Below are 22,348 nucleotides of genomic sequence, written 5' to 3' on the forward strand. Positions count from 1 at the left end.
TTGACCTGTAAGATTTTTACGCCGTCCTCGCTTACCCCAGTTTTTGCGGCGAATCACGCGTAAACTGAAACCGCTCTCGTCCCAAAACCATACCTACATCCGCTCTGGCTGCTCTCTCGCTATTGTTAAATACAGCACTTCCGGCAGCTATGAGGTACACCTTAAAGCTGCCGGAAGTGCTGTATTAGTCAATTCCATAATTTTTTCAAATTGAAATTCATGAGCTAAATTATTAATAAAATTTTGCAGTTCCTCATTTTCTGAAGGGATTTGCTCAATCAATTCTAAAATTAAGTCATCGCTACATTGGGCTGCGGCGGTATACAACTGGTTCACCCATTCAGGGGACATTTCAGATAACATAGGCACTAAATCTGCAAGCTTTAAGATTGATTCTGTTATTCGTTGTTTTGAGTTTGTTATCTGATATTTATCTTCTTGATAAAGATATTCAACTCCTAAATATTCGCTCAACTTTTCTAATAATTTTTCCTCGCGGAAAGGCTTGTTAATATAATCATCACAACCTGCTTTAATCATTGCCTCTCGCTGCTCTTCAAAGGCATTAGCCGTTAAGGCAATAATAATAGTCTGACAATTTGAGATTGAGGTTTCTTCTCTAGCTTTAATAATTTGTGTGGCTTCGTAGCCGTCCATAATTGGCATCCGCATATCCATTAAAATTAGCTGTGGTTGCCATTTCTGCCAAAGTGCGATCGCTTCGGTACCATTTGCCGCTTCCTGGACTACAAAGCCGATAGATGTCAGAATTTTCACTAGCACTAAACGGCTGTCTATGGAGTCATCAACCACCAAGATCCGATATTCGCTTTGATCTGGTGCTAAACTCAGAACTTGCCGTCTAATTTGCTTAATCTGGATTTCGCTGGCTGCGGATAAACTAATTTGAATATCAAAGGCAAATTTACTTCCCTCACCAATAATGCTGGTAACACTAATATTTCCCCCCATTAATTGCACATATTTGCGGCTAATTGCTAAACCTAATCCTGTTCCCTGTTGCGATTTTCTTCCAGTTTCAGTTTGCCCAAAAGCTTCAAACAACAAGTCAATTTCTTGTGGGGCTATACCGCGGCCAGTATCCGTAACCTCGAAGATTAAGAATTGGGCATTGGGTATTGTCCCCTGCTCCCCTGCTCCCTGCTCCCCTGCTCCCTGCTCCCTGCTCCCTGCCCCCTTCTCCCCTGCTCCCCAGTCCCCAGTCCCAATCCCCACCCGTAATATAACTCTTCCTGTATCGGTAAATTTGATTGCATTTCCTAAGAGGTTAAGCAAGACTTGACGCAGTTTGCTTTCATCAACTTGGATGTACTGAGGAAGGTGAGATGTATATTCAAATACTAATTCTAATCCTTTGGACGTAGCACGAAAGCGCAACATCTCTTCGAGATTTTCTAAGAGGCGAATTAAGTCAAAGCTGTTGAGGTTTAATGTGATTCTACCAGCTTCAATTTTAGACATTTCCAAAATGTCGTTGATTAAGCTGAGGAGATGTTCGCCAGCCCGATTGATGATTGCTAGATTTTGCTGATGTTCAGTAGATAAAGCCCGATCGTGGCTCATGACTTGGGTAAAACCAAGGATGGCGTTGAGTGGGGTACGTAGTTCGTGGCTCATGTTGGCAAGGAATTCGCTTTTGGCGCGGTTTGCAGCATCAGCAGCGATCGCAGCTTCTTGCAATGCTTGTGACTGCCTTTGAGTTTGGGCGAGCAATTGTGCTTGCTGTAGAGCAACACCCAACTGATTGCCAATTTGAACTACGATGTTGATTTCTCCTGGTTTCCATTGCCGGGGAGCAGAATTTTGATAACTCGCTAGTAATCCCCAAAGCTGAGTACCATATAATATTGGGACAATAATGTAGGCTTTTGCTTGAAAGCGTTCTAAAAGGCTGATGTAAGAAGGATGAAACTCAGCGTTGTAAATGTCTGAGACACTGCGGAAACTTGCACCTTGGGTTGCTTGCAGATCAGGATCTTCCAGATGGTTATCCACGCTATCCAAGATTTTTGCTAGGCAACGATCGTTTTGTAAGACACCTTCTGTGAGATTAGGGTCATTGTTGTGTTCTTCTATCAAAGAAATCCAACCATTACCCACAGACTCGGAGACAAATTCGCCATTCCATTGGGGATTGAAACGATAGACAACAACCCGATCGCAATTGAGTACTTGCCGTAATTCTTGGGTTGTAGCTGCAAATATAGTCTCTAAATCCAGTGTTTGGCGCATCCTTTGAATAACTTGGGCGATCGCTCTTTCCCGTTCGGCACTCTCACGCAGGGCTTCTTCTGCCAATTTTCTCTCGGTAATATCTGTAATAGTACCGATGTAGCCTTTGATTTCTCCATCATCTCGAAATTCTGGTAAAGCCTGACAAATTACCCAGACAACTGTATTATCATTACGCAAAAAGCGATGTTCGTACTTATATGTGGCTTTAGCAGTTCTTGCTTGATTCCATATCAACAATAGCTGGTCGAGATCGTTTGGATGTACGGCTTTTTTCCAACCTTTTCCCAGAGACTCTTCTATACTGCATCCAGTAATCTCACTCCAGCGTTGATTAAAATATAAGACATTGCAATCTGCATCAGTATGAAATATACAAACTGGTGAAGCTTCTGCTAAAAGTTTATATTGCTGCCTACCTGACTGCAAAGCTAATTCCGCCAGTTTAGCCTCGTTGATGTCTGCCCAATAACCAACGCATTCTATAGGTTTACCAGTTTCGTCACGGATTAACCTCATCTTTTCGTAAAACCAGTGATAAGTTCCGTCAGCGTGTAACCATTGGTATTCATAAGAATTATACTCCTGCTCAACCAACTGAGAAAATTTTTCTGAGATCAGTTCAACATCTTCTGGATGGACATGATGGAGCCAGAAATTGGGATTTTCGAGAAATTCCCGCGCTTCGTAGCCAACCATTGCCTTAACGTTCTCACTAATAAAAGTAGTGCTAAACTTGCCTGATGTTTTTTTGCTGCTATAAATCACCACAGGGCTAGAGGTGAGCAGATATTGGAGGCGTTCGTTAGCTAAACGCAGTTCTTGTTCGACGTGTTTGCGTTCGCGTAGCGCTGCTTGCAGTTCGCTAATTTCTACTAAAACCGTGCCGACACCAGAGGGGCGATCGTCTTCACCAGGAATCGGAAAATAAGAAGCTAAGAAGTGGCGGATAATATCTGGTTGTTTAATTGATGCGGCGCTTAATTCTTGATTGAGAATGGGTTGACCAGTTAACAGAACTTGTTGATAAATTGGTTGCATTAAGGGGGCGATATGGGGCAAGACTTCATGAATGGTTTTGCCAATATGATCTTGCTGGGATAGTCCATTAATTTCTGCCAGGGGTTGGTTGATTTGCACAAACCGCAGCTGGTTATCTACAATATTCATGCCGACGGGAGCGCTGCGAAAAAAGGCATTGAGGCGGGCTTCTCTGAGTGCTAGTTCTTGTTCTAGGGTTTTGCGCTCAATCAATCCACCTAACTGAGCAGCAACAGCATTGACTAGTAAAAGCAAACGTCTATCCACCAATACTGAACTACGTTTAAAAAACACCAAAACAGATAATACTTGCTTTCCAGCCAATATGGGAACACCAAAACCAGCTTTCAATCCTACCTTGGCTGCTTCTTGCGATCGCAAAAAAATTGGTTCTGTAACTTGCGAAACATCTTCTATCCATTCTGGCTGCTGATTTTGCCAAACTCTTCCTGGTAGTCCCACTCCTAGAGGAAATTTTACGGTTTGGCTTTGGCGACAAAATTCTTCTAAACTGCTTTCTTCTCCGTACCAGCCGAGACTATGTTCTAAAACAGTACCATCTTCATTAGGTATCCATGCTTCACCAAAATCCCAGCCAATGGTGTGACAAATTAAGCGCAATACTAGGGCTAATGCGCTATTGACATCATTGGCGCGAGCGATCGCTTGGGTTGTCAATAGTAACAAACGGCTTTCATTTTCTGCCTGCTTGCGTTCAGTAATATCTTTCGCTGTACCGAGTACATAACATTGCCCATCAATCTCGATCATTTCCGCACTCAACAATGTTGTCTTAATTTCTCCTGAACAAGTGCAGACATCGACCTCATAGTTACGGATGGCTTTGCTTTTTTGCAATATTCGGGCAAGGAAATTATATTCTTCTGGATTCGCCCAAATATTCAATTCTTCATCGGTGCGATCGATCACTTGAGAACGAGAATAACCAAAAAACCGACAAAAGCTGTCGTTAACTTCAATATAGTGTTTGTGGGGAAGAGTAATTAAGGCAATTGGATCGGGAGATGACCGAAAAGCTGATGCTAACTTTTCTTCAGAAGCCCGTCGCGCTGCTTCAGCCCGTTGGCGTTCTATTGCTTCCAATACCAGAGAGGCTAAATTACCTAGAGAGCGAGCGAAGTTTTGGTCTTCTAAAGTCCAATGATGAGCAACTCCCACAGCCTCCATACATAATACTCCTACGGTTTTACCCTCCAGCCGAATGGGTGTATCAAGTACGGAAGTAATGTTTAATCTTGAGTAAGATGCAGAAAATTCTCCAATTCTAGGATCTTGATAAGCATCATCTGTGGCGATCGCTTGGTCTTGTTGCAAAGCGGCAAAATAAACTGGATAGTCTGCTGCTGATAACAACAATCCTTCGCTATGTTGATTGCGACTGCCTTCAAATAGGTCAAAACACTGGATTTTCAAGCCTGTTTCGTCATACAACCAGACACTGGCTCGTTCCATTCCAATATTTTTGACGGCTGTTTCTGTAATTTTACTTAAAGCTGCTTTCAAGTCACCCTGATAAAGCGTCTGATTTTGTGCCAGTTGGGTTAGCACTAGGTTATGATTGCGGAGCTTAATCGCGCTTTCTTGGAGCAATTTTTCTACACCTCGACGCTGTGTAATATTACTAGCAGTGCCTGTCATGCCTATAACTAAACCTTCTTCGTTGCGTAATGCGATCGCATTAAACATTAAATAAAGCAAACTACCATCTTTAGCTACACAGGTAGTTTCATGCTGAAAGAGCGACTTTCCCTGTAAAACACGCTCAAAGGCTACTTTATCTTGAGCAATTTGTTTTGGCGAGATGAAATCAGTCCAGGGCCGCCCAATCATTTCCTGGGGTTCGTAGCCATAAATCTGCTTAACTGCTGGGTTGACAAAGGTAATTAATCCATCAATATCCACCGACCAGATCATATCCTGGGATGTCTCCACTAGGTGGCGATACTGACTTTCACTCTTTTTGAGGGCGGCTTCGACTAAAAGGCGTTCGCTTTGGTAAACTTCTCTACAAAAGGCTTTCCCAAGGTTAACGGGAATTTTTTTGAAAATTTCTTCTATTTGTTTGTTGCGAATATTTAACTCAACAGCAATCCGTTGACGTTCTTGAATCTCCTGTTGCAGTCTGGCGTTTTGTTCTTTTAACTGTTTTTTCAGTTTTTGGAGAGTCAATTGATTTTGAATACGTAATAAAACTTCTTGAGTTTTGAATGGTTGAGTAATATAGTCAACATCGCATAAATCAAAAAGTTTGAGTTCTTCAGATAATTCATTTAAAACACCGAAAATAATTATCGGAATATCCTGGTTTTCCAAATATCGACAAATTTCATCACCATTCATCTCTGATATGGAAACGTTTAGCAAAAATAAATCAGGCGAGGAAGTAAGCGCTATATTGATTGCCAATTGTCCAGATATGGCACTTTGCACCTCATAACCTTGATGTTGAAGGATGTCTGATAAAAAATGTAAATTCTCTAAGTTATCATCAACTAATAAAATTTTTATTTTTTGAGCATCCATATCATGAATAAATTGTTGAAAAAAACCGAATATTAAATCAAAGAACCAAATTATTTTACAAGATTGCAAAGAAAATCATCATCCCTTACCACCATACTTCAGCGCCAGGTATTGGTGTCAACTTCAGCCAAAACCTTTCTAAACGTTGTTAAGAGCCTCTAACTGGAAATGCTGTGAGTAAAAAACTCTTAACGAAGTAATGTCTCAAAATAATCTTGCCCACTTGCAAGATTATATCGTTTACGGTGAGGAATAATGTGACATTTAGTACAATCTTAGAAACGATCTATGCTTGTATAGGGTTCTCGTTTACGTGAGGTACATCCGTAGGGGTACGGCACTACCTGGTGAGGTATCTTTTTAAAGCTGCTTATTTTGCTAGGAAAGATTTAGGTGAATTGTGAAAAAACCCCAGCTAATAAGTTTAGCTGGGGTTTTATATTGCTTAACTATTAAAAGGCTGATATAGCCTAATTGAGATGCTCTTATCCTGGGCTATATTGATAAAATAAGGATTAGAGCAAACGATGGAAGCGGAGGTTACTTTTGTCAAGCCTCCGTTATTGCATACAAACGATCGCACGCTATAGGCAAAATGTTGGCAAAAGTGTAACTTCAGATATTTACCTAATAGCAGTAAATTCAAAGAGGGTGCTATTCCTCTTGCACATCAACCCAGATACTGCCTTCTTCCACACGAAGAGGAAACACTGGTAGCGCCTTTGGTTGTGAAACCAACGAGAGTACTTTACCTACACCAGGTGGCCAAGAACACCAGTCTTGTACTTCACCAGTCCGCAGGTCAAAAGCGCTGTGATGGAAGGAACAAACAATTGCCCCATCTTTGATTTTGCCACTTTTGAGCGGTAATTTTAAGTGAGGACAGGTATTATCTACAGCATAAAGCTGATTTTCGTGATTCAGAAGCAGAATTTTCCGGTTGCCAACTTTCACCACTTCTCGCGCACCAGGGGAAAGTGCTTCAACTGCAAGAACTTTAGTCCAACTCATTAGGTTCTCCTTTCCTAATTGATCTGCTTTTAGTTTCCCGCAATTGTGACCAGTGCGATCGCCTTTCAGTAGTTGGGAAAAGTTAGTAGATAGCAAACTTTTCTCAAAAGGACGGGCTTTGCCGATACTGACGAGATGCCAAAACTATAAAATTTTACATTAAATACATTTTTCACACTGAATAAAATATTTTCTGGGTACACTAAATAAAGTACTTCCTATCCAAGCATCATCTGGTTTGTAGCTCATAACAGACAATTTTAAGGGATATAAAAAATGATTAAGACAAGTTACGAATTTGACCAGTCTATTCTTCCCGTGGGATCTTCATTAAAGACTAATATTCTGCTACGTTTTCGTGCTGACATAGCTGAATCTCCCCGACGTAACCTTAACCTTTCTCTTGTAATTGACCGTTCCGGCTCTATGGCAGGCGCTCCCTTACATCATGCACTCAAAGCTGCTGAGTCTGTGGTAGATCAACTGGAGCCAGATGACATTCTCTCAGTAGTTGTTTATGACGATGAAATAGACAGCGTTGTGCCACCCCAAGCTGTGACTAACAAAGCCACACTGAAAAATTCTATCCGCAAAGTAAGAGCAGGCGGTATTACCAACTTATCGGGGGGATGGCTCAAAGGCTGCGAACACGTCAAAACGCGACTCGATCCGCAAAAAATAAACCGTGTTCTTCTGCTTACCGATGGTCACGCCAACATGGGCATTCAAGACCCCAAACTACTAACGGCGACATCAGCGCAAAAAGCTGAGGAAGGCATTACCACAACTACATTAGGTTTTGCTCAGGGTTTTAATGAAGATTTGCTAATTGGTATGGCAAGAGCAGCCACGGGCAACTTTTACTTTATTCAAAGCATTGATGATGCAACTGAAGTTTTTAGTATTGAGCTAGACAGTCTGAGAGCAGTTGTGGGACAAAACCTCAAGGTGACACTTGAGTTGGCTGATGGTGTCAGCCTTGCTGATACCTTAAGTCTTGCTAAAGTTAGCCAGAATGATGCTGGTCAAGCTGTCATTACCTTGGGAGAGCTTTACGAGGGTGAAGACAAACTTCTCGGCTTAAGTTTGGCGATATCAAGCGCTCAAGTTGGTGAGTTACCTGTGATGAAACTGCATTACAGCGCCGATGTTGTCCAAAATGACCTCATTCAAAGCGTGTCAGGCACAGCAGATGTCATCGCCAAAGTTGGCACCGTTGAGGAAGCAGCTTTTGCCTCTACAAGCAATATCATTTTGGAACTAAGTCGCCTCACCATCGCTAAAGCTAAAGAGACTGCCCTCGATTTAGCTGAACATGGCAAACACCAACAAGCGGAAGAAATTCTCCGTACCGTCGTGAAAGATTTGCGGGATAAAGGGCTGAACGAGAATTTTGAAATTGCTGAAGAGATCGATCAGCTTGAGTATTTCGCGGGTCGAATCGCTCAAAAAGCTCTCGGTAATGCTGGACGTAAAGAATTGCGAGATCAGTCTTACCAGACGATGAACCGCAATCGCAACGATCTGGTGGGACGAGGTGTGACTGCTGGTGATGAAGTATACGCAATGCCTGTTGTCAATGAAGTTGGTTCAGGTGTTGAACTGCATTGTGTTCGTGAAGGGGGTAAATTACGGATCAAAGTCATATCTGAGGGCTACGATTCAACCAAAAATATCCAGTTTCCCCGGAGCATTCGGGCTGAGGCAGCAAGGTACGTTGTTGAAGGACTGGAACTCTCAAGCGAAGGCACTTTCTATCGTGTACGTGGCAATATCACTCGTTTTGCTCAACCCGGCGCAACAGATATCTTCGTTGCTCCTAGACAATCAAATGTAGCGTACACAGGCAAAGCCTCTAAAGGCCCTGCCAGTGCTGCCGACCTTCCCACAACTGACACTGTAAATGATGCTATTCTTGTTCAGTGTGTCAAGGATGGCAGCAAGTTACGCGCTAGGGTAGTTTCCGACGGATATGAACCAGATTGGAATATGCGTTTTCCGCGATCGGTTCGTGAAGAAGGAATGCTTTATGTCGTTGATGAAGTCAAAACAGCACCTGATGGAAAGTCTTATATTGCATGTGGTGAAATTAAGCGATTTATGCAACCCACTATTACTATGTCGCCGTAAAAAATCCGGTAGTGACTAACTACTAATACTACCTTGAAGGAAATTCTGAAAATATTGAGATGTCTAGATTGTAGGGTGTGTTAGAACGGAGTTCGTAACACACCATTCATTATCGAGGGTTTGGTGCGTTACGCGATCGCTAACACACCTTACTGGTGCGGCAAGGCTAAAATTTAGCCTTGAGCTTTAGTTTTCGACGGTTTAGGTCTAGAGGGTATTTATAGGATTAGCAGCGTTATGGTAACAAAACAGCAATAAATAACATTATTTCCCTTGATAAGAACTAATATGTAAGCGCGTTAGGTTTGTGAAGGAGGTTTTGCTAACTCAACCAAGGATTTTCGCTGAAACTTGCGGTATCTAAGCTGTCCTTCTGTTGTTTAAAGCAATATTTCCACATCAAAAGTACTCCATGAGGGTACTATCCATCCTTCACACACCTATCCGAAAATACAGAGGATAAAATTTTCTTCAGAAAAGATAACAGAAACACGCGATTTAAATTCGTTTTTCTGCTTCTTTCTCCAGTGGAGTTAAAGCCATTGTAAGAATCACTTAGTTTTAAAAGGAGAATATTTTGGATGGCTCGAAATAAAAAGAAATCAGCCGGGTTCGAGTATGAGCATCCACTTGACTCAAGATGCCCGATTTGTTGTATTGTCCCGCCCCACATGCTTAAAAATGTCGTGCTGAATGGCAATCTCCAGCAACGGACTTGGGCTTTTCATACATTAAATATTTCGGCGCAATTTCTGGGACGGAGAAATGTCGTAGGTAATGTCTCATTTGCACCTTCTCCGGGTGAAAAACGTCGCACCATTTACGATGCAAAATATGGCCAGCAACTCCCTGGTACACTAGTGCGGAGTGAGGGAGATCCTCCTAGCAGTGATGCAGCAGTGAATGAAGCCTACGATGCTGCTGGTGCTACTTATGACTTGTTTCATGAAATATTCGATCGCAACTCTGTTGACGACAAAGGACTACGTTTAGACTCCACCGTGCATTATGGCGTTAAATATGACAATGCCTTTTGGAACGGCGACCAAATGGTTTATGGTGATGGCGACGGAGAACTGTTTCAACGCTTCACGACATCAATTGACGTGATTGGACATGAACTAACTCATGGTATAACCCAGTATGAAGCTGGTTTACAGTACTATGGCGAACCAGGGGCATTAAATGAATCGTTTTCTGATGTGTTTGGTTCTTTGGTGAAACAGAAGATCAAAAATCAGACTGCACAAGAGGCTGATTGGCTGATTGGCCAAGGTCTTTTGGTACCAACTGTCAAAGGTACTGCCCTCCGCTCGATGAAAGCACCAGGAACAGCTTATGACGATCCAGTATTGGGTAAAGATCCTCAACCAGCCCATGTAAAAAATAAATATACAGGTACTGATGATAACGGCGGGGTGCATATCAACTCAGGAATCCCTAACTATGCCTTTTATTTAACGGCCGTTGCGATTGGTGGTTATGCTTGGGAAAAAGCTGGCAAAATCTGGTATATAACTTTACGCGATCGCTTGAATGCTAAAGCAGATTTTAAAAAAGCTGCCAACGTCACCATTCAAGTTGCTGGCGAACTCTACGGTAATGGTAGTGATGAGCAAAAAGCTGTACAGAATGCTTGGCAAAAAGTAGGAGTTATCTAAAAGTGTTGAGTGAGGAGTTAGGAATAAATAGTCAATACCTTGCACTGCCTCACTCAACACTCAAGAATGATAAATGTGTTGTTTGTTGTTGCTAAACTGGGAACCAAGAACTAAAATTTCCCAGTTTAAGTATTTATCCCAACTAAATAACACAACTGAGAGCAAAAAAATGCGGATATCCTTTGAACGCACAGGCGGTTTTGCTGGAATCAGCAAGAAGGCAACCGTTGATACAGACACTCTCCCGCCAGATGAAGCTGCCACACTTGCGCGACTGGTGGAGGTTGCAGATTTATTTAGGCTACCTGAAGTAATTACCTCGCCAAATCCCCAGAGCGATCGCTTTCAATATAAGTTAACAGTAGAAGATAACGGCAAGCAGCATACGGTAACTGTCAGTGAAGCAGCATTGCCAGGAACCTTAAGACCCCTAATTGAATGGCTACAAACAGTAGCACAGAAAAGGTAATTTGCTGAAGAGGTTAAATGAAAGCTGACATAAATCCTAAATTTATCAGGGTGTTATGAATCAACCAATCAAGCGAGCTTTTTTAGACACTGAAGATGGACAAATTCTTTATCGGATTGGCGGTGAGGGAGAGCCTTTGTTATTACTGCACATGAACCCCCGCAGTAGTGATGAATATCGTGAATTAATGTCCATTTTGGTAAAAAAGTACCGCGTGATAGCGATGGATTTTATGGGGTTTGGTGATTCAGACAAACCACCAAAATTGTATTCAGTGGCAGATTACGCTAAAACTGTTATTGCCCTGTTGGATGAATTAGGTATTGAACAAACAAACATTCTGGGAAACCATACAGGCGCTTTCGTTTCTGGAGAAGTAGCCGCAGCTTACCCGAAAAGAGTCAACAATTTAATTTTGTGTAACGTTGCTGGTTTTGGTGAAGCAGGAAAAGCAGATTTAATGAGGAGATTTCAGGAGGGCTTCGTCATTAAAGAAGACGGTTCGCACCTGATGGAAAGATGGTTAGCCCGTTCCAGATACGTAGGTTCTGCTGATTTGAATCATCGTTGGGTTCTAGATGATTTGAAATGTTTTGGCTATCCTTTGTACGCAGTTTGGGCAGTAGGAAATTACTGTATGGATGCTGCCCAAAGGTTTACTTTAATCAAGTGTTCTACACTTATAGTCTGGGGAATTGACGATGTAAAAGAATTTCAAAAATTAGGTTTAGCACTAGCAGAAGACCGATATTTTCTATCACAAGCAATTCCCCACGCTAAGGTTGTGGAATTGCCAGGTGGAACCATCTGCATGATGAACCAAATACCTGAAGAAATATCAAAGGTAGTTATAGAGTTTCTGGACAATACAAGTGTTTAAAACTCTATATTCTTTTTAAATAGCGCCCAGTGGGTGAACCCAAAACTCGCCCATTGTTGTAGATAAGATTTCCGCGCAAAAAAGTACTCTTCACCCGCCCAGTTAACTCCACTCCTTCAAAGGGTGTATAACCTTGTTGTGATTCCGACTCAGCAGCATGTACCACAAAGCTTTCATTTGGATTTACCAGCACCAAATCAGCATCATAGCCAACAGCAATATCACCTTTTTCTAACAACCCAAAGCGCCGCGATGGGTTCCACGAAAGTAACCTAGCCATCTGGTTGTAAGACATCCCTCGCTTACTACCTTCACTAAATACACCAGAAAGTAAATATTCAGTACCGCCAAAACCAGACTTTGCTAACCAAATATTATTTGGGTCTTTATTACTTCTTTTTTGTTCAGCAGAACAGCAAGCGTGGTCGCTAACTATCCAATCTACTTGATTATTTAATACAGCTTGCCACAAGTATTCTACATCAGCCCGAGGGCGAATAGGGGGGTTGACTTTTGCCCAAATACCATTAGGAGTATCGACATCTAATAGCAAATGTCCGACAGTAACTTCTCGCCGAAAATTGATATGAGGAAAAGCAGTTTGCATAGTCAAAGCTGCTTCCATAGCCTTACGCGAACTCAGGTGCAATAAATTGATATTTGCACAGTTAGTTTCATTGGCCAAATAAGAAGCAATACAAATTGCTAAACCTTCAGAATGAGGCGGACGCGCTGCACTGTAAGCGTGTAATCCGCTCAGACTAGAATCATTTTCAACTATTTTGGTATAAGCGTTGAGAATTTCTGCAACTTCACAGTGCAAACTCAAGCTGATAGTATCTCGCGCTTCTGGATGTTTTTCCATCAAGCGGGTTAGACCACGCATAATAAATTCAAAATGGGCGAAGTCGTACCGTTCCTCTTTATTAATCATCAAAAAGAGGTTTTGCTGGTCTGATAAACCATGCAACCCATAGCCGCCATAAAACATGAAGATTTTGAACGAAGATATACCATGTTCCTCAAACAATAGAGGTATTTCGTCGATATGCTGGCTAGCTATAGGTGCAATGTGATAGCCGTAATCTACAAAAAAATTACCTGCGGATAACGCCAAAACCTCTGGAAAAAAATCGCGGTAGGAGCCGCCTTTGTTAAGATAATACTGCCCTGTACGGATGTAATTCAGGCTGGTAGTCACGCCTCCCATTGCGGCTGCTTTGCTTTCAGTCACAGCATCTTTATCGAGGGGTTGATAGATACCGACGTGCATGTGGGCATCCACGACTCCAGGAAAGCCTAGCAGGTTTTTGCCATCAAATACCTGTTTGCCTGTGTCTGCGCTAATATTAGAGGCAATCTGAGCAAATTTTCCATCCTTAATGCCTAAATCAAGTAGTTCGATTGCATCCTGATGGGGACGAACTACCCGCACATTTTTAATAATTTGATCTAATAGGGGAGTTTCAGACACAGTAGACCTCACACTAAAATAAGTTTAGTTAGGAATTCCAAAATTGAATCGGGACGAAGACCAAATCTTATTATATAACGGTTTTTTATGAAATCACCTTCAGGAGAAAAGACAATGGAAAGCTTTAATGAATATCATATAGATCCGAATAAATTTACTTTTCTCAAAACTTTTGCAGATAACTGGCAAGTAATTAGAGAGGAATTTAAACGCTTTATTAACCAGGCATCTGATGAAGAACTAAAGTTAACTTACAATATTCTGGGGCCTAAAAGTAAAACGATTCAAACCAAAGGTGATTCAAAGTACAGTGCTTTTGGTATTTTATTTCAAGGTCTTTTTATTGAAAAATATATTCAGGCACATCAAATACAATATCCTGATTACGGGTCGGATGAGGCATCCCAAAAGGCACTGATATTAAGAAAGAAATATTTTCCGAATTTAGCTAAAGTAATAAAAAATGTGAACTCTATTGATAATGAAATTATCAGAAACGTATATTATGGTACATTCCATCCTGGTTTAGATATTAAACTGCATGTAAACTATAATCCTCATACGAATCGTGGTTATCTGGGATTAATCGTGCCAGAGGGAGATGTGGCTATGAAAATATGCCACGAACAACTTTATTGGCATGAAGGAAAATTCCTGGTTTTAGATCACAGTTATCCACACTGCCCGCATAATTATACCAATCATGATAGAACTGTCTTGGTTGTAGACTTTTTTAAGCCGGATAAACCTAGAGAGGAAGTTATTCGATTTGAGAAAGAGCAAGTCACACAAAGGATGCAAGATAATCCTTACAGTTTAGGTGTTTTTGGTAAAAGCGATAAAGCTAAAGAAGAAGATTTTATCAAGTATGGTTTAGCTCATCAATTAGAGTGGGATAAAGCTTTGATTTAGAAATGAACGTAACAACCTACAAAAAGTTAATAGCAAAGCAATTTAATCAAGATTTTAAATCTGCCGTTGAAGTTGTCGAAATTCCTATTTCCAAACCTGCTGCTAGCCAAGTTTTAATTCAAAACAAATTTGCTGGTGTTAACGGTGGATTTGATACCTTACTTTGCCGTGGTGATGTTCCATATCTTAATTTAATTCCTCCCTTTGATTTAGGTGTCGAAGCTGTAGGGGAAGTTATCGCTATGGGTGAAAATGTCAAAGATTTTCAAATTGGGGATGCTGTCATAACTACGGCGCGTGGCGGCGGTTATCGAGAATATCAGGTTGTAGATGCAAACTTAGCGGTGAAAGTGCGTGAAGCTACACCAGAAGTTTTAACCTTGATTCCTACAGGTGTATCAGCCTTGGTTGCATTAGAACAAGCGGGGGAGATGAAAAGTAATGAAGTGGTTTTAGTGACAGCAGCAGCAGGGGGAACCGGTCATATTGCAGTGCAATTGGCAAAATTAGCTGGTAATCATGTCATTGGTACTTGCAGTTCTGAGGCGAAAGCAAGGTTACTGAGAAAATTAGGGTGCGATCGCATTATCAACTATCGTACAGAAAATCTCAATCAAGTCCTCAAGCAAGAATATCCCAATGGGATTAATTTAATTTTTGACTGTGTAGGTAAAACCGTATTTGATACCTGCGTTGAAAACTTGGCAGTGCGGGGACGGTTAGTAGTGGTTGGTTTTATCTCCGAATACGTAAATAATATAGAACAAATTACACAACCCCGCATTTATCACCAGCTATTTTGGAAAGCTGCTTCTGTGAGAGCCTTTCTCATGCCCCATTATAAAGAATATATGGCAGAGGCAAGCGATCGCCTATTAAACCTCTTCTACTCTAGAAAACTCAAAGTTGCCGTTGATCCAACCCAGTTTAACAGCATAGAATCCATTCCGGCTGCCGTTGAATATCTACTTAGTGGTAAAAATTGCGGTAAAGTAGTTGTCAGGTTTTAGCTGTCAACAATTGCCATACACTTAATCTCAACAATAAGTCCTGGGGTAGATAATCCGACTATCCCAAGACCAGTCCAGGTAGGAAAGTTATTGCTGAAATAGCGGTCTTTTACCTGCATAAAAATTGGCAAGAATGGAATGATATCAGGTGATTGACTAGAAGCTATTGCTTCTGTTTGAAGTTCACCTAGTCCTACTCCGGTAACATGATATGTAATCATTTCAACTACATTATCAAATGTAGCCCCTCCTGCTTCTAGCACCAGATTAACATTCTCAAAAGCCTGAATAAACTGGGCTTCTATTCCCTTAACAACTTGTAAATTCTCATCTCTGCCTACTTGTCCTGAAATATATAAGGTATTCCCAACTTTAATACCAGGACAATAATGAAACTTTTCAAAAAGAATTTCCATCCCTTTGGGAATAATCACTTCACGAGAGGACATCATGCATTTCCTTAATTTGGCAATTAACGGACTTTCAACGACACAAATACTTTTACGATTAATTAAACTATGTATAATTTTTGCAAGATGAATTAGCAAAACTCACTAATCATAGTAATTTTACAATTTAAAAAGCAAAATTGTATAAAAGTTAGATATTAAATAAAAGGGAGCCATAATGACACAAAATTCAGAAAACACTTTAAAAGTTGCTCGACAGGCATTTGAGAATCTGACGTATGGTATGGCAACAGGAGAGTGGAAACCATTGTTAGATATGCTCACAGAAGACTTCACCCTTTGGTTTCCAATGGGTAAATTTCACGGTTTGAATGTTGGAAAAGAACGAGCTAGAGAATTTTTCGAGTACGTTTTTGAATCCTTTAATCCTGGTTTGAATCTGACTGGTTTAGACCGTGTTACGAGCAATGAAACAACGGCTGTCTTTGAGTTTCGAGATGAGGGACTTCTGTTCGGACAGCTTTACAAAAATCGGGTAGCAGTTTCTTTTGATGTGCGTGGAGACAAAATTTGTGGCTATAGAGAATACTTTGGCAGTGACGGAAAATCATCTTAAATAACTCGTAATTCGTAATTGGTAATTACAAGTTACGAATTATTTAGTTTATCTCAGGGTTGAGTTGGTTGATTTCTTTGCATTTAGCTTCTGCGGCTTGATATGCTGCCAAATAGTCTTGACCACCCAACATCACATCACCGTAATATTCATAAGGTGCCTCGCCATAAATTGGCAATGGTTCATCTTCTGGATAATCTTCTTTCGATTCTTCAATAATGGCTTTCAGTTTTTTAACCGTCAGCCTTTGTGCTGCAAAATACCAAAGTTCTTGGGGATTTTTGTTTAGGTGCGGTAATGTGGGATCGATAATGCGTACCTCAGAAGCATCGCCTAATTCAATCCAACTGTGTTCAATTGGTTTGTATGGCTTTCCCACAAAAGCTAAAAATCCCTGAATATATCTTGCTCCCTCTGTGGATAATGCTGCTTTGTAAGCATTATCAAAGGGAGTACTAGCTCTGCTATTTATGCGTTCAGCAGTTTCGATTGACAGCGTTTCATCCAGTAATTTGTTCATTGATAGCAAGGATTAGAGCAGCCATGAAAATATATTACCACTCATAGCGTTAGCGAGTCTTCTCCTGTCGGAGACGCTATGCGAACGAGTGTCACAGCCCGTCGGAGAAATCGCACACCTCTCCTTATTCCTCATCCCGATATAATTCTTGCAAGTCCTGTAACTGAGTCTTGCGGGAAATCCGGCGATATTTTTTACTTTCTAACTTGGGTTCGTATTGACTTTGACCTTTGCCTTTACTTTTGCTTTTTAACTTCATGGTGGATTCAGGATCGGCTTGTTGGTGTAGCTGAGTTTGATGAGCGATCGCAGCATCCAAAAATTCTAAATAATGTTCATATCGTTCCCAGTCTCCCTGTACCACACATTCAGGTTCATCTCGATGCAGACAATCACTAAACCGACAGCTAGCAACTGCTAACCGTTTTCTTGCTTCTGGGAAATAATGGATTAATTCTTCTGGGATACAATCCATATCCGGCTGATTAAAGCCGGGAGTGTCTGCCAGTAAACCACCTTCAGGTAACTCAAATAATTCTATATGGCGAGTGGTATGACGACCACGAGCTAGTTTACCAGAAACTTCTCCCACTCGTAGTTTGGCAGAATCAATCAGCGTATTAATCAGGCTGGATTTACCCACGCCGGAAGGCCCAGCAATTACAGTAATTTTATTACTCAAATATTTGGCTGCTTGGTCGGTATTTATGCCATCTTTGACACTGATAAAGATTGGTTGATAGCCCCAAGCAAGTAAGCGATCGCTAACTTTTTGCTGTTCTTGCTCTGAAATTAAATCACTTTTATTCAAACATAAAAGCACATCCAAGCCAGTAGACTCAGCCTTAATCAGAAACCGACTCAGTTGATAAGGTTCCAAAGGTGGATCGGCTACGGCAAATACCAAGAGGATTTGGTTGACATTAGCGATCGCTGGACGATCTAATTCGCTGTGACGGGGTAAGACATCAGCGATCGCTCCCCGTCCCCCAGCCCAATCTGGCTCTTCAACCACTACGCGATCGCCTACCATCACCTGTTGCCCGATTTTTTTCAGGCGTGTCCGGCGAGTACAGAGGAGGAGAGGGGGATCAGGAAGATGAGAATCTCGATCCCCCATCTCCCTGATCTCCCCCTGTTTTTGATCCAGCTGTACTCGGTAAAAATTAGCCTGTACAGCCACTACCGTACCCAATAACTGTCCAGTTGCGGCAAAATCTGTCATTGGCTAGCAACTGGACGACGCACTAACAGAGAAAAATAACTAGTGCAGTCTGTAATTTCTTCAACCTGATAACCTGCCATTGTCAGACTATCAGGAACCTGCTCAATCGGCTCACCAGGGTCTAGCCAGACTTCTAGCAAACCTCCCAATGGCATTTTCTCCAAACATAATTTTGTGCGGACAAAATTAATTGGGCAAGGAGTGCCGCGTAAATCAAGTTGAGCATCGGGAGTTAAAAGAGAAGAGGGCATCATTACTTAAATAAATTTCCCAAGAATCCTTCTAGACCGCCTTTACCAGTGCGATCGCCCTTAATTTTAGCCAGCTTCTCTAACAGTTCCCTCTCCTCTGGGGTGACTTTGTTAGGAATATCAATTAATACGTTCAGCATGTGATCCCCACGACTGACAGGATTACCCAAGCGAGGTACGCCGCGATTTTCCAACTTCATCACCGTATTTGGCTGAGTTCCGGCTGGAATAATCAATTCTACAAGGCCATCTACCGTATCTACCTCTAACCGACAACCTAAAATTGCTTGCAGGTAGCTAACTTTGATTTCCGAAAGAATATTAATGCCATCCCGTTGGAATTCTTCGTCCTCATTTACGAACAAGTAAACGTATAAATCCCCAGGAGGGCCACTACGTTGACCGGCATCTCCTTCACTAGAAATCCGCAAGCGAGTACCATTATCTACCCCAGCCGGAATGGTAATTTTGAGTTTCTTGGTGACTTGATTTGCCCCCTTGCCATCACAGGCATCACACTTATCTTCTATTACCATCCCTGTCCCATTGCAGGTGGGACAAGTCGAAACTTGGGTAAAACTGCCAAAGGGTGTTCTAGTAACACGGCGGACTTGACCAGATCCGCTACAAGTCGAACAAGTGCGGGGGCGAGTTCCAGGTTTAGCACCAGAACCGCTACAGACTTCACAATTTTCTAAATGTGAGATGCGAATTTCTTTTTCGCCGCCAAATACTGCTTCCCGAAAGTCTAATTTCAGGTCTAGCCGTAGATCGTCGCCTCTTGCAGGCCCACTGCGCCGTCTTTGTTGCGTAGGATTACCCATACCGCCACCAAAGCCACTAAAAATGCTTTCAAAGATATCGGCAAAACCGCCCATATCACCGACATCTTGGAAGCCCCCGCCAGCAGCACCTGAGACACCCTCTGGCCCAAAGCGATCGTAACGAGCGCGGGTTTCGGGTTCTGAGAGTACCTCATAAGCACGGTTAATCTCTTTAAAGCGATCCTCCGCCCCCGGTTCTTTGTTCACATCTGGGTGAAACTTTCGGGCTAAACGGCGATAGGCTTGTTTGAGTTCTTCTTTGTCGGTGTCACGAGAGACACCCAGGATTTCATAATAGTCGCGGGCCATATAGCAAAGGTAAAAGTTAGAAGGAAGAAAGCAGAAGGTGAGCCAGCGCGGTCTTGGGGGTTTCCCCCATGAGCGACTGGCGTTAGCGCAGCGTTAGCGACGCAGGAGCGTCACCCGAAGGGCAGCAGAACGTCACGGTCACTTGCTACCCTACAGGAAAGCATTTTGCCTATAACTCTTGAAGAGCAACGCAGTGTCCTTCAGAGGGTGGCTTGCCGGAGGTGAGGCAGAAGATAAAATTAATTTTTGTTAATAACTGATTTTACCCTTTACCTTTTACAAAAATCACCGATAAATTTCGAGCAACAGGTGCTTTCCTCGTCGAAGACGACAAAAGCCACAGAAGTTATGAGCAGGGGAAGCCTTTGCTCCGACTTCTCACTGCCGAGTCGGCTGTCTCTTTTACAATTGTGCTACTTAGGAGAGGAAAACCCCGCCCATCAACCAGAGGGGCTAGCCGCACCATTAGGTGTGGAAAACCACCCTTATGCTTTGGATCGGATCTGAATCGGCATACTGCCTAGCAGTAATTTGCTTCTACAATCTAGCAAACCCCTGGGGTCTTGTGAAACTTCGCTAAATCCATAATAAATATTAAATATATTAAGATATCTTAATAAAAATCTGCAATTTAGGGGATTGGGGATGGGGTCTGAAGAGCTAGAGGTTTAGTGGAGAAGGGTTCAGAGGGATTTTCGCTCTGCTTTCCTGTTTCTTTCCCAGTCCTTAGTCCCCAATCCTTAGTCCCCAATCCCTAATCTATAGCCTCATAATCAGCCTGTGCGGTACTTTCTTCGTCAAAATCAAAGTTGAATTGTGGTATTAATGTACCGTTCATTGGTGAGTCTCCCTCTGGAGTAAAAGCACTAGCTGAAGCCTCCTCAATCTCATCACTTTGGCTGTTAGCTCGATTGTAGACATCAGCACCAATGGCAAACAAAGTTTGTTGGAAGTCGTCTAAACGCTGCTTAAATTCCACCGTGGAGATGTTGGAGTCAGTCATTGCGGCTTGGAGTTGTGAAACTTTTTCACTAGCCAAGGTTTTTATCTGGTCGCCGATAAAGCTGCTATTATCCTTGATGGTGGATTCGTAACTAAACAACAGATTATCTGCTTGGTTTCTTAGTTCAACCAGTTCCTTACGTCTTCTATCTTCTTCGGAAAACAATTCGGCCTCTTGGCGCATCCGTTCGACTTCGTTGGTACTCAAACCACCTGTATTAGTAATCCTGATACTTTGTTCTCTGCCTGTACCTTTATCTTGAGCAGAAACCTTCAGGATGCCGTTGACATCGATTTCAAAGGATACTTCAATTTGCGGCACACCACGGGGCGATGGGGGAATTCCTGCGAGGAGAAACTTACCGAGACTTTTGTTATCTCGTGACATTGCCCGTTCACCTTGGAGAATGTGAATTTCTACCGAGATTTGCCCATCAACGGCTGTAGAAAAAATTTGTGACTTACTTGTAGGAATTGTGGTGTTGCGTTCAATAATTTTGGTGAACACTTCGCCCAAGGTTTCAATTCCCAAAGACAAGGGGGTGACATCCAATAGTAAGAGATTATCGACTTCGCCACCCAATACCCCTGCTTGGATTGCTGCTCCTAATGCTACCGCTTCGTCAGGGTTGATAGAGCGATCGGGAGCTTTGCCATCGAAAAATTTAATCAGCGCGTTTTGGACTGCGGGAATACGAGTAGAACCACCTACTAAAATAATCCGATCTATGGCTGATGGTTTGAGATCCGCATCTTTGAGCGCTTGGATCATCGGTTCGATGGTCGCTTCAATTAATTTTCCTGCAAGCTCTTCAAATTTAGAGCGGCTGAGTTCCATCTCCAGATGTTTTGGCCCACTGTCATCAGCCGTGATAAACGGTAAATTGATGGAGGTATTTACCATGCTGGAGAGTTCAATTTTTGCCTTTTCTGCTGCTTCCCGTAGGCGTTGCAGTGCCATCTTATCTTTGGAAAGGTCGATTTTCTCTTCTTGCAGGAAGCGTTCCATCAGCCAAAGCACGATCGCATTATCAAAGTCGTCTCCACCCAAGTGGTTGTTACCACAAGTCGCCTTAACTTCAAAAACGCCATCTCCAAGTTGCAGGATCGATACGTCAAAAGTACCGCCTCCCAAGTCAAATACTAAAATTAGTTGCTCTTGGTCTTGCTTTTCCAATCCGAAAGCTAAAGCCGCAGCTGTTGGTTCATTGATGATTCGCAGGACTTCTAATCCGGCGATCGTGCCAGCATCTTTAGTGGCTTGTCTTTGAGCATCTGTGAAATATGCTGGTACGGTGATCACTGCTTGCGTGACTTCTTCACCCAAGAAGTTTTCCGCATCCTGCTTGAGCTTTTGCAGGATCATCGCGGATAATTCTTGTGGCGTGTAATTTTTTGAGCGAATTTGGACATCAACGGTATCATCTCGACCTTTGATGCAGTTGTAGGGGACGCGATCGCGTTCTACCTCAGTATCTTCCCAACGTCGCCCGATAAATCGTTTAATACTGTAAATTGTGTTTTCCGCATTGGTTACGGCTTGGCGCTTGGCCAATTGACCAACCAAGCGATCGCCACTCTTGCCAAATCCCACAATACTTGGAGTAGTTCGTCCGCCTTCAGAATTGGAGATCACCAGTGGTTGACCGCCCTCCAGAACTGCGACGCAACTGTTGGTAGTGCCTAAATCGATTCCAATAACTTTTCCCATAATTGGCAGTATTTTTACTGATTTTTTATGCTGTAATATGTCGCGGACTAACTTTTTTGCTCCGAATCAAGGCTAGCGGATAACGTCTGTGGAAC

General features: G+C 42.3%; 17 protein-coding genes and 1 pseudogene. 8 read left to right on the top strand and 10 right to left on the bottom strand.

Annotated elements, in window-relative coordinates; translation table 11 throughout:
* The 3 genes and pseudogenes from V7K55_RS16085 to V7K55_RS16095 all read right to left on the bottom strand — a co-directional run.
* Positions 1-132: pseudogene (locus V7K55_RS16085) on the bottom strand (IS630 family transposase); the annotation flags it as partial.
* Between the two features lie 15 nt (positions 133-147).
* Positions 148-5,838 carry a PAS domain S-box protein gene (locus V7K55_RS16090; protein WP_334832927.1) on the bottom strand — a complete coding sequence of 1,897 codons (5,691 nt, stop codon included), beginning with the start codon at positions 5,836-5,838 and terminating at the stop codon, positions 148-150.
* Positions 5,839-6,492: 654 nt separating this feature from the next.
* Entirely contained in the window at positions 6,493-6,849 is a 357-nt protein-coding gene (locus tag V7K55_RS16095; RefSeq protein WP_094332423.1) for a Rieske (2Fe-2S) protein, read from the bottom strand.
* Between the two features lie 276 nt (positions 6,850-7,125).
* Between V7K55_RS16095 and V7K55_RS16100 the strand changes: the two genes are divergently transcribed.
* The 4 genes from V7K55_RS16100 to V7K55_RS16115 all read left to right on the top strand — a co-directional run bounded on the left by V7K55_RS16100 (position 7,126) and on the right by V7K55_RS16115 (position 11,989).
* Positions 7,126-8,979, top strand: a complete 1,854-nt coding sequence (locus V7K55_RS16100) for a vWA domain-containing protein (RefSeq protein ID WP_334832929.1) — start codon at positions 7,126-7,128, stop codon at positions 8,977-8,979.
* Positions 8,980-9,560: 581 nt separating this feature from the next.
* Entirely contained in the window at positions 9,561-10,640 is a 1,080-nt protein-coding gene (locus V7K55_RS16105) for a M4 family metallopeptidase (protein ID WP_334832931.1), read from the top strand.
* Between the two features lie 169 nt (positions 10,641-10,809).
* The gene (locus V7K55_RS16110; RefSeq protein WP_334832933.1) at positions 10,810-11,109 is read left to right on the top strand and encodes a protealysin inhibitor emfourin; all 300 of its coding nucleotides are present in this window, start codon (positions 10,810-10,812) and stop codon (positions 11,107-11,109) included.
* 55 nt (positions 11,110-11,164) lie between these two features.
* Positions 11,165-11,989, top strand: coding sequence for an alpha/beta fold hydrolase (locus V7K55_RS16115; RefSeq protein ID WP_334832935.1), 825 nt, complete (start codon positions 11,165-11,167; stop codon positions 11,987-11,989).
* Positions 11,990-11,993: 4 nt separating this feature from the next.
* On the opposite strand, the gene V7K55_RS16120 is transcribed toward V7K55_RS16115, so the two are convergent.
* Positions 11,994-13,463 (bottom strand): amidohydrolase family protein, encoded by a 1,470-nt coding sequence (locus V7K55_RS16120; RefSeq protein WP_334832937.1) that lies wholly within the window; start codon positions 13,461-13,463, stop codon positions 11,994-11,996.
* Positions 13,464-13,577: 114 nt separating this feature from the next.
* Here V7K55_RS16120 and V7K55_RS16125 point away from each other — a divergent pair, with 114 nt between their 5' ends.
* Positions 13,578-14,375 carry an aspartyl/asparaginyl beta-hydroxylase domain-containing protein gene (locus tag V7K55_RS16125; protein ID WP_334832988.1) on the top strand — a complete coding sequence of 266 codons (798 nt, stop codon included), beginning with the start codon at positions 13,578-13,580 and terminating at the stop codon, positions 14,373-14,375.
* Positions 14,376-14,377: 2 nt separating this feature from the next.
* Positions 14,378-15,385, top strand: a complete 1,008-nt coding sequence (locus tag V7K55_RS16130; RefSeq protein ID WP_334832939.1) for a zinc-binding dehydrogenase — start codon at positions 14,378-14,380, stop codon at positions 15,383-15,385.
* Here V7K55_RS16130 and V7K55_RS16135 read toward each other — a convergent pair.
* Complete coding sequence (locus V7K55_RS16135) at positions 15,382-15,837, bottom strand: RidA family protein (protein ID WP_334832941.1); 456 nt, start codon at positions 15,835-15,837, stop codon at positions 15,382-15,384. The genes V7K55_RS16130 and V7K55_RS16135 overlap by 4 nt on opposite strands.
* 175 nt (positions 15,838-16,012) lie before the next feature.
* Between V7K55_RS16135 and V7K55_RS16140 the strand changes: the two genes are divergently transcribed.
* Complete coding sequence (locus V7K55_RS16140; protein ID WP_334832943.1) at positions 16,013-16,411, top strand: nuclear transport factor 2 family protein; 399 nt, start codon at positions 16,013-16,015, stop codon at positions 16,409-16,411.
* Between the two features lie 43 nt (positions 16,412-16,454).
* Here the strand turns inward: V7K55_RS16140 and V7K55_RS16145 are convergent, their stop codons facing one another.
* The 4 genes from V7K55_RS16145 to dnaJ all read right to left on the bottom strand — a co-directional run bounded on the left by V7K55_RS16145 (position 16,455) and on the right by dnaJ (position 19,540).
* Positions 16,455-16,931, bottom strand: coding sequence for a hypothetical protein (locus tag V7K55_RS16145; RefSeq protein WP_334832945.1), 477 nt, complete (start codon positions 16,929-16,931; stop codon positions 16,455-16,457).
* 124 nt (positions 16,932-17,055) lie between these two features.
* A complete protein-coding gene (gene rsgA / locus V7K55_RS16150) occupies positions 17,056-18,156 on the bottom strand; it encodes a small ribosomal subunit biogenesis GTPase RsgA (protein WP_334832947.1) in 1,101 nt (366 codons plus the stop codon).
* A complete protein-coding gene (locus V7K55_RS16155) occupies positions 18,153-18,410 on the bottom strand; it encodes a sulfurtransferase TusA family protein (RefSeq protein WP_334832949.1) in 258 nt (85 codons plus the stop codon). The genes rsgA and V7K55_RS16155 overlap by 4 nt, the downstream gene beginning before the upstream one ends.
* Positions 18,410-19,540, bottom strand: a complete 1,131-nt coding sequence (dnaJ, locus tag V7K55_RS16160) for a molecular chaperone DnaJ (protein WP_334832951.1) — start codon at positions 19,538-19,540, stop codon at positions 18,410-18,412. Before dnaJ ends, V7K55_RS16155 begins: the two co-directional genes overlap by 1 nt.
* Positions 19,541-19,786: 246 nt before the next feature.
* Between dnaJ and V7K55_RS16165 the strand changes: the two genes are divergently transcribed.
* Positions 19,787-20,047, top strand: a complete 261-nt coding sequence (locus tag V7K55_RS16165) for a hypothetical protein (protein WP_334832953.1) — start codon at positions 19,787-19,789, stop codon at positions 20,045-20,047.
* 247 nt (positions 20,048-20,294) lie between these two features.
* Here V7K55_RS16165 and dnaK read toward each other — a convergent pair whose 3' ends face one another.
* A complete protein-coding gene (gene dnaK, locus V7K55_RS16170; RefSeq protein ID WP_334832956.1) occupies positions 20,295-22,253 on the bottom strand; it encodes a molecular chaperone DnaK in 1,959 nt (652 codons plus the stop codon).
* Positions 22,254-22,348 lie beyond the last annotated feature (95 nt).

Origin of the sequence: Nostoc sp., from assembly GCF_036919895.1 — a bacterium.
In the GTDB taxonomy this organism is placed as follows: Bacteria; Cyanobacteriota; Cyanobacteriia; order Cyanobacteriales; family Nostocaceae; genus Nostoc.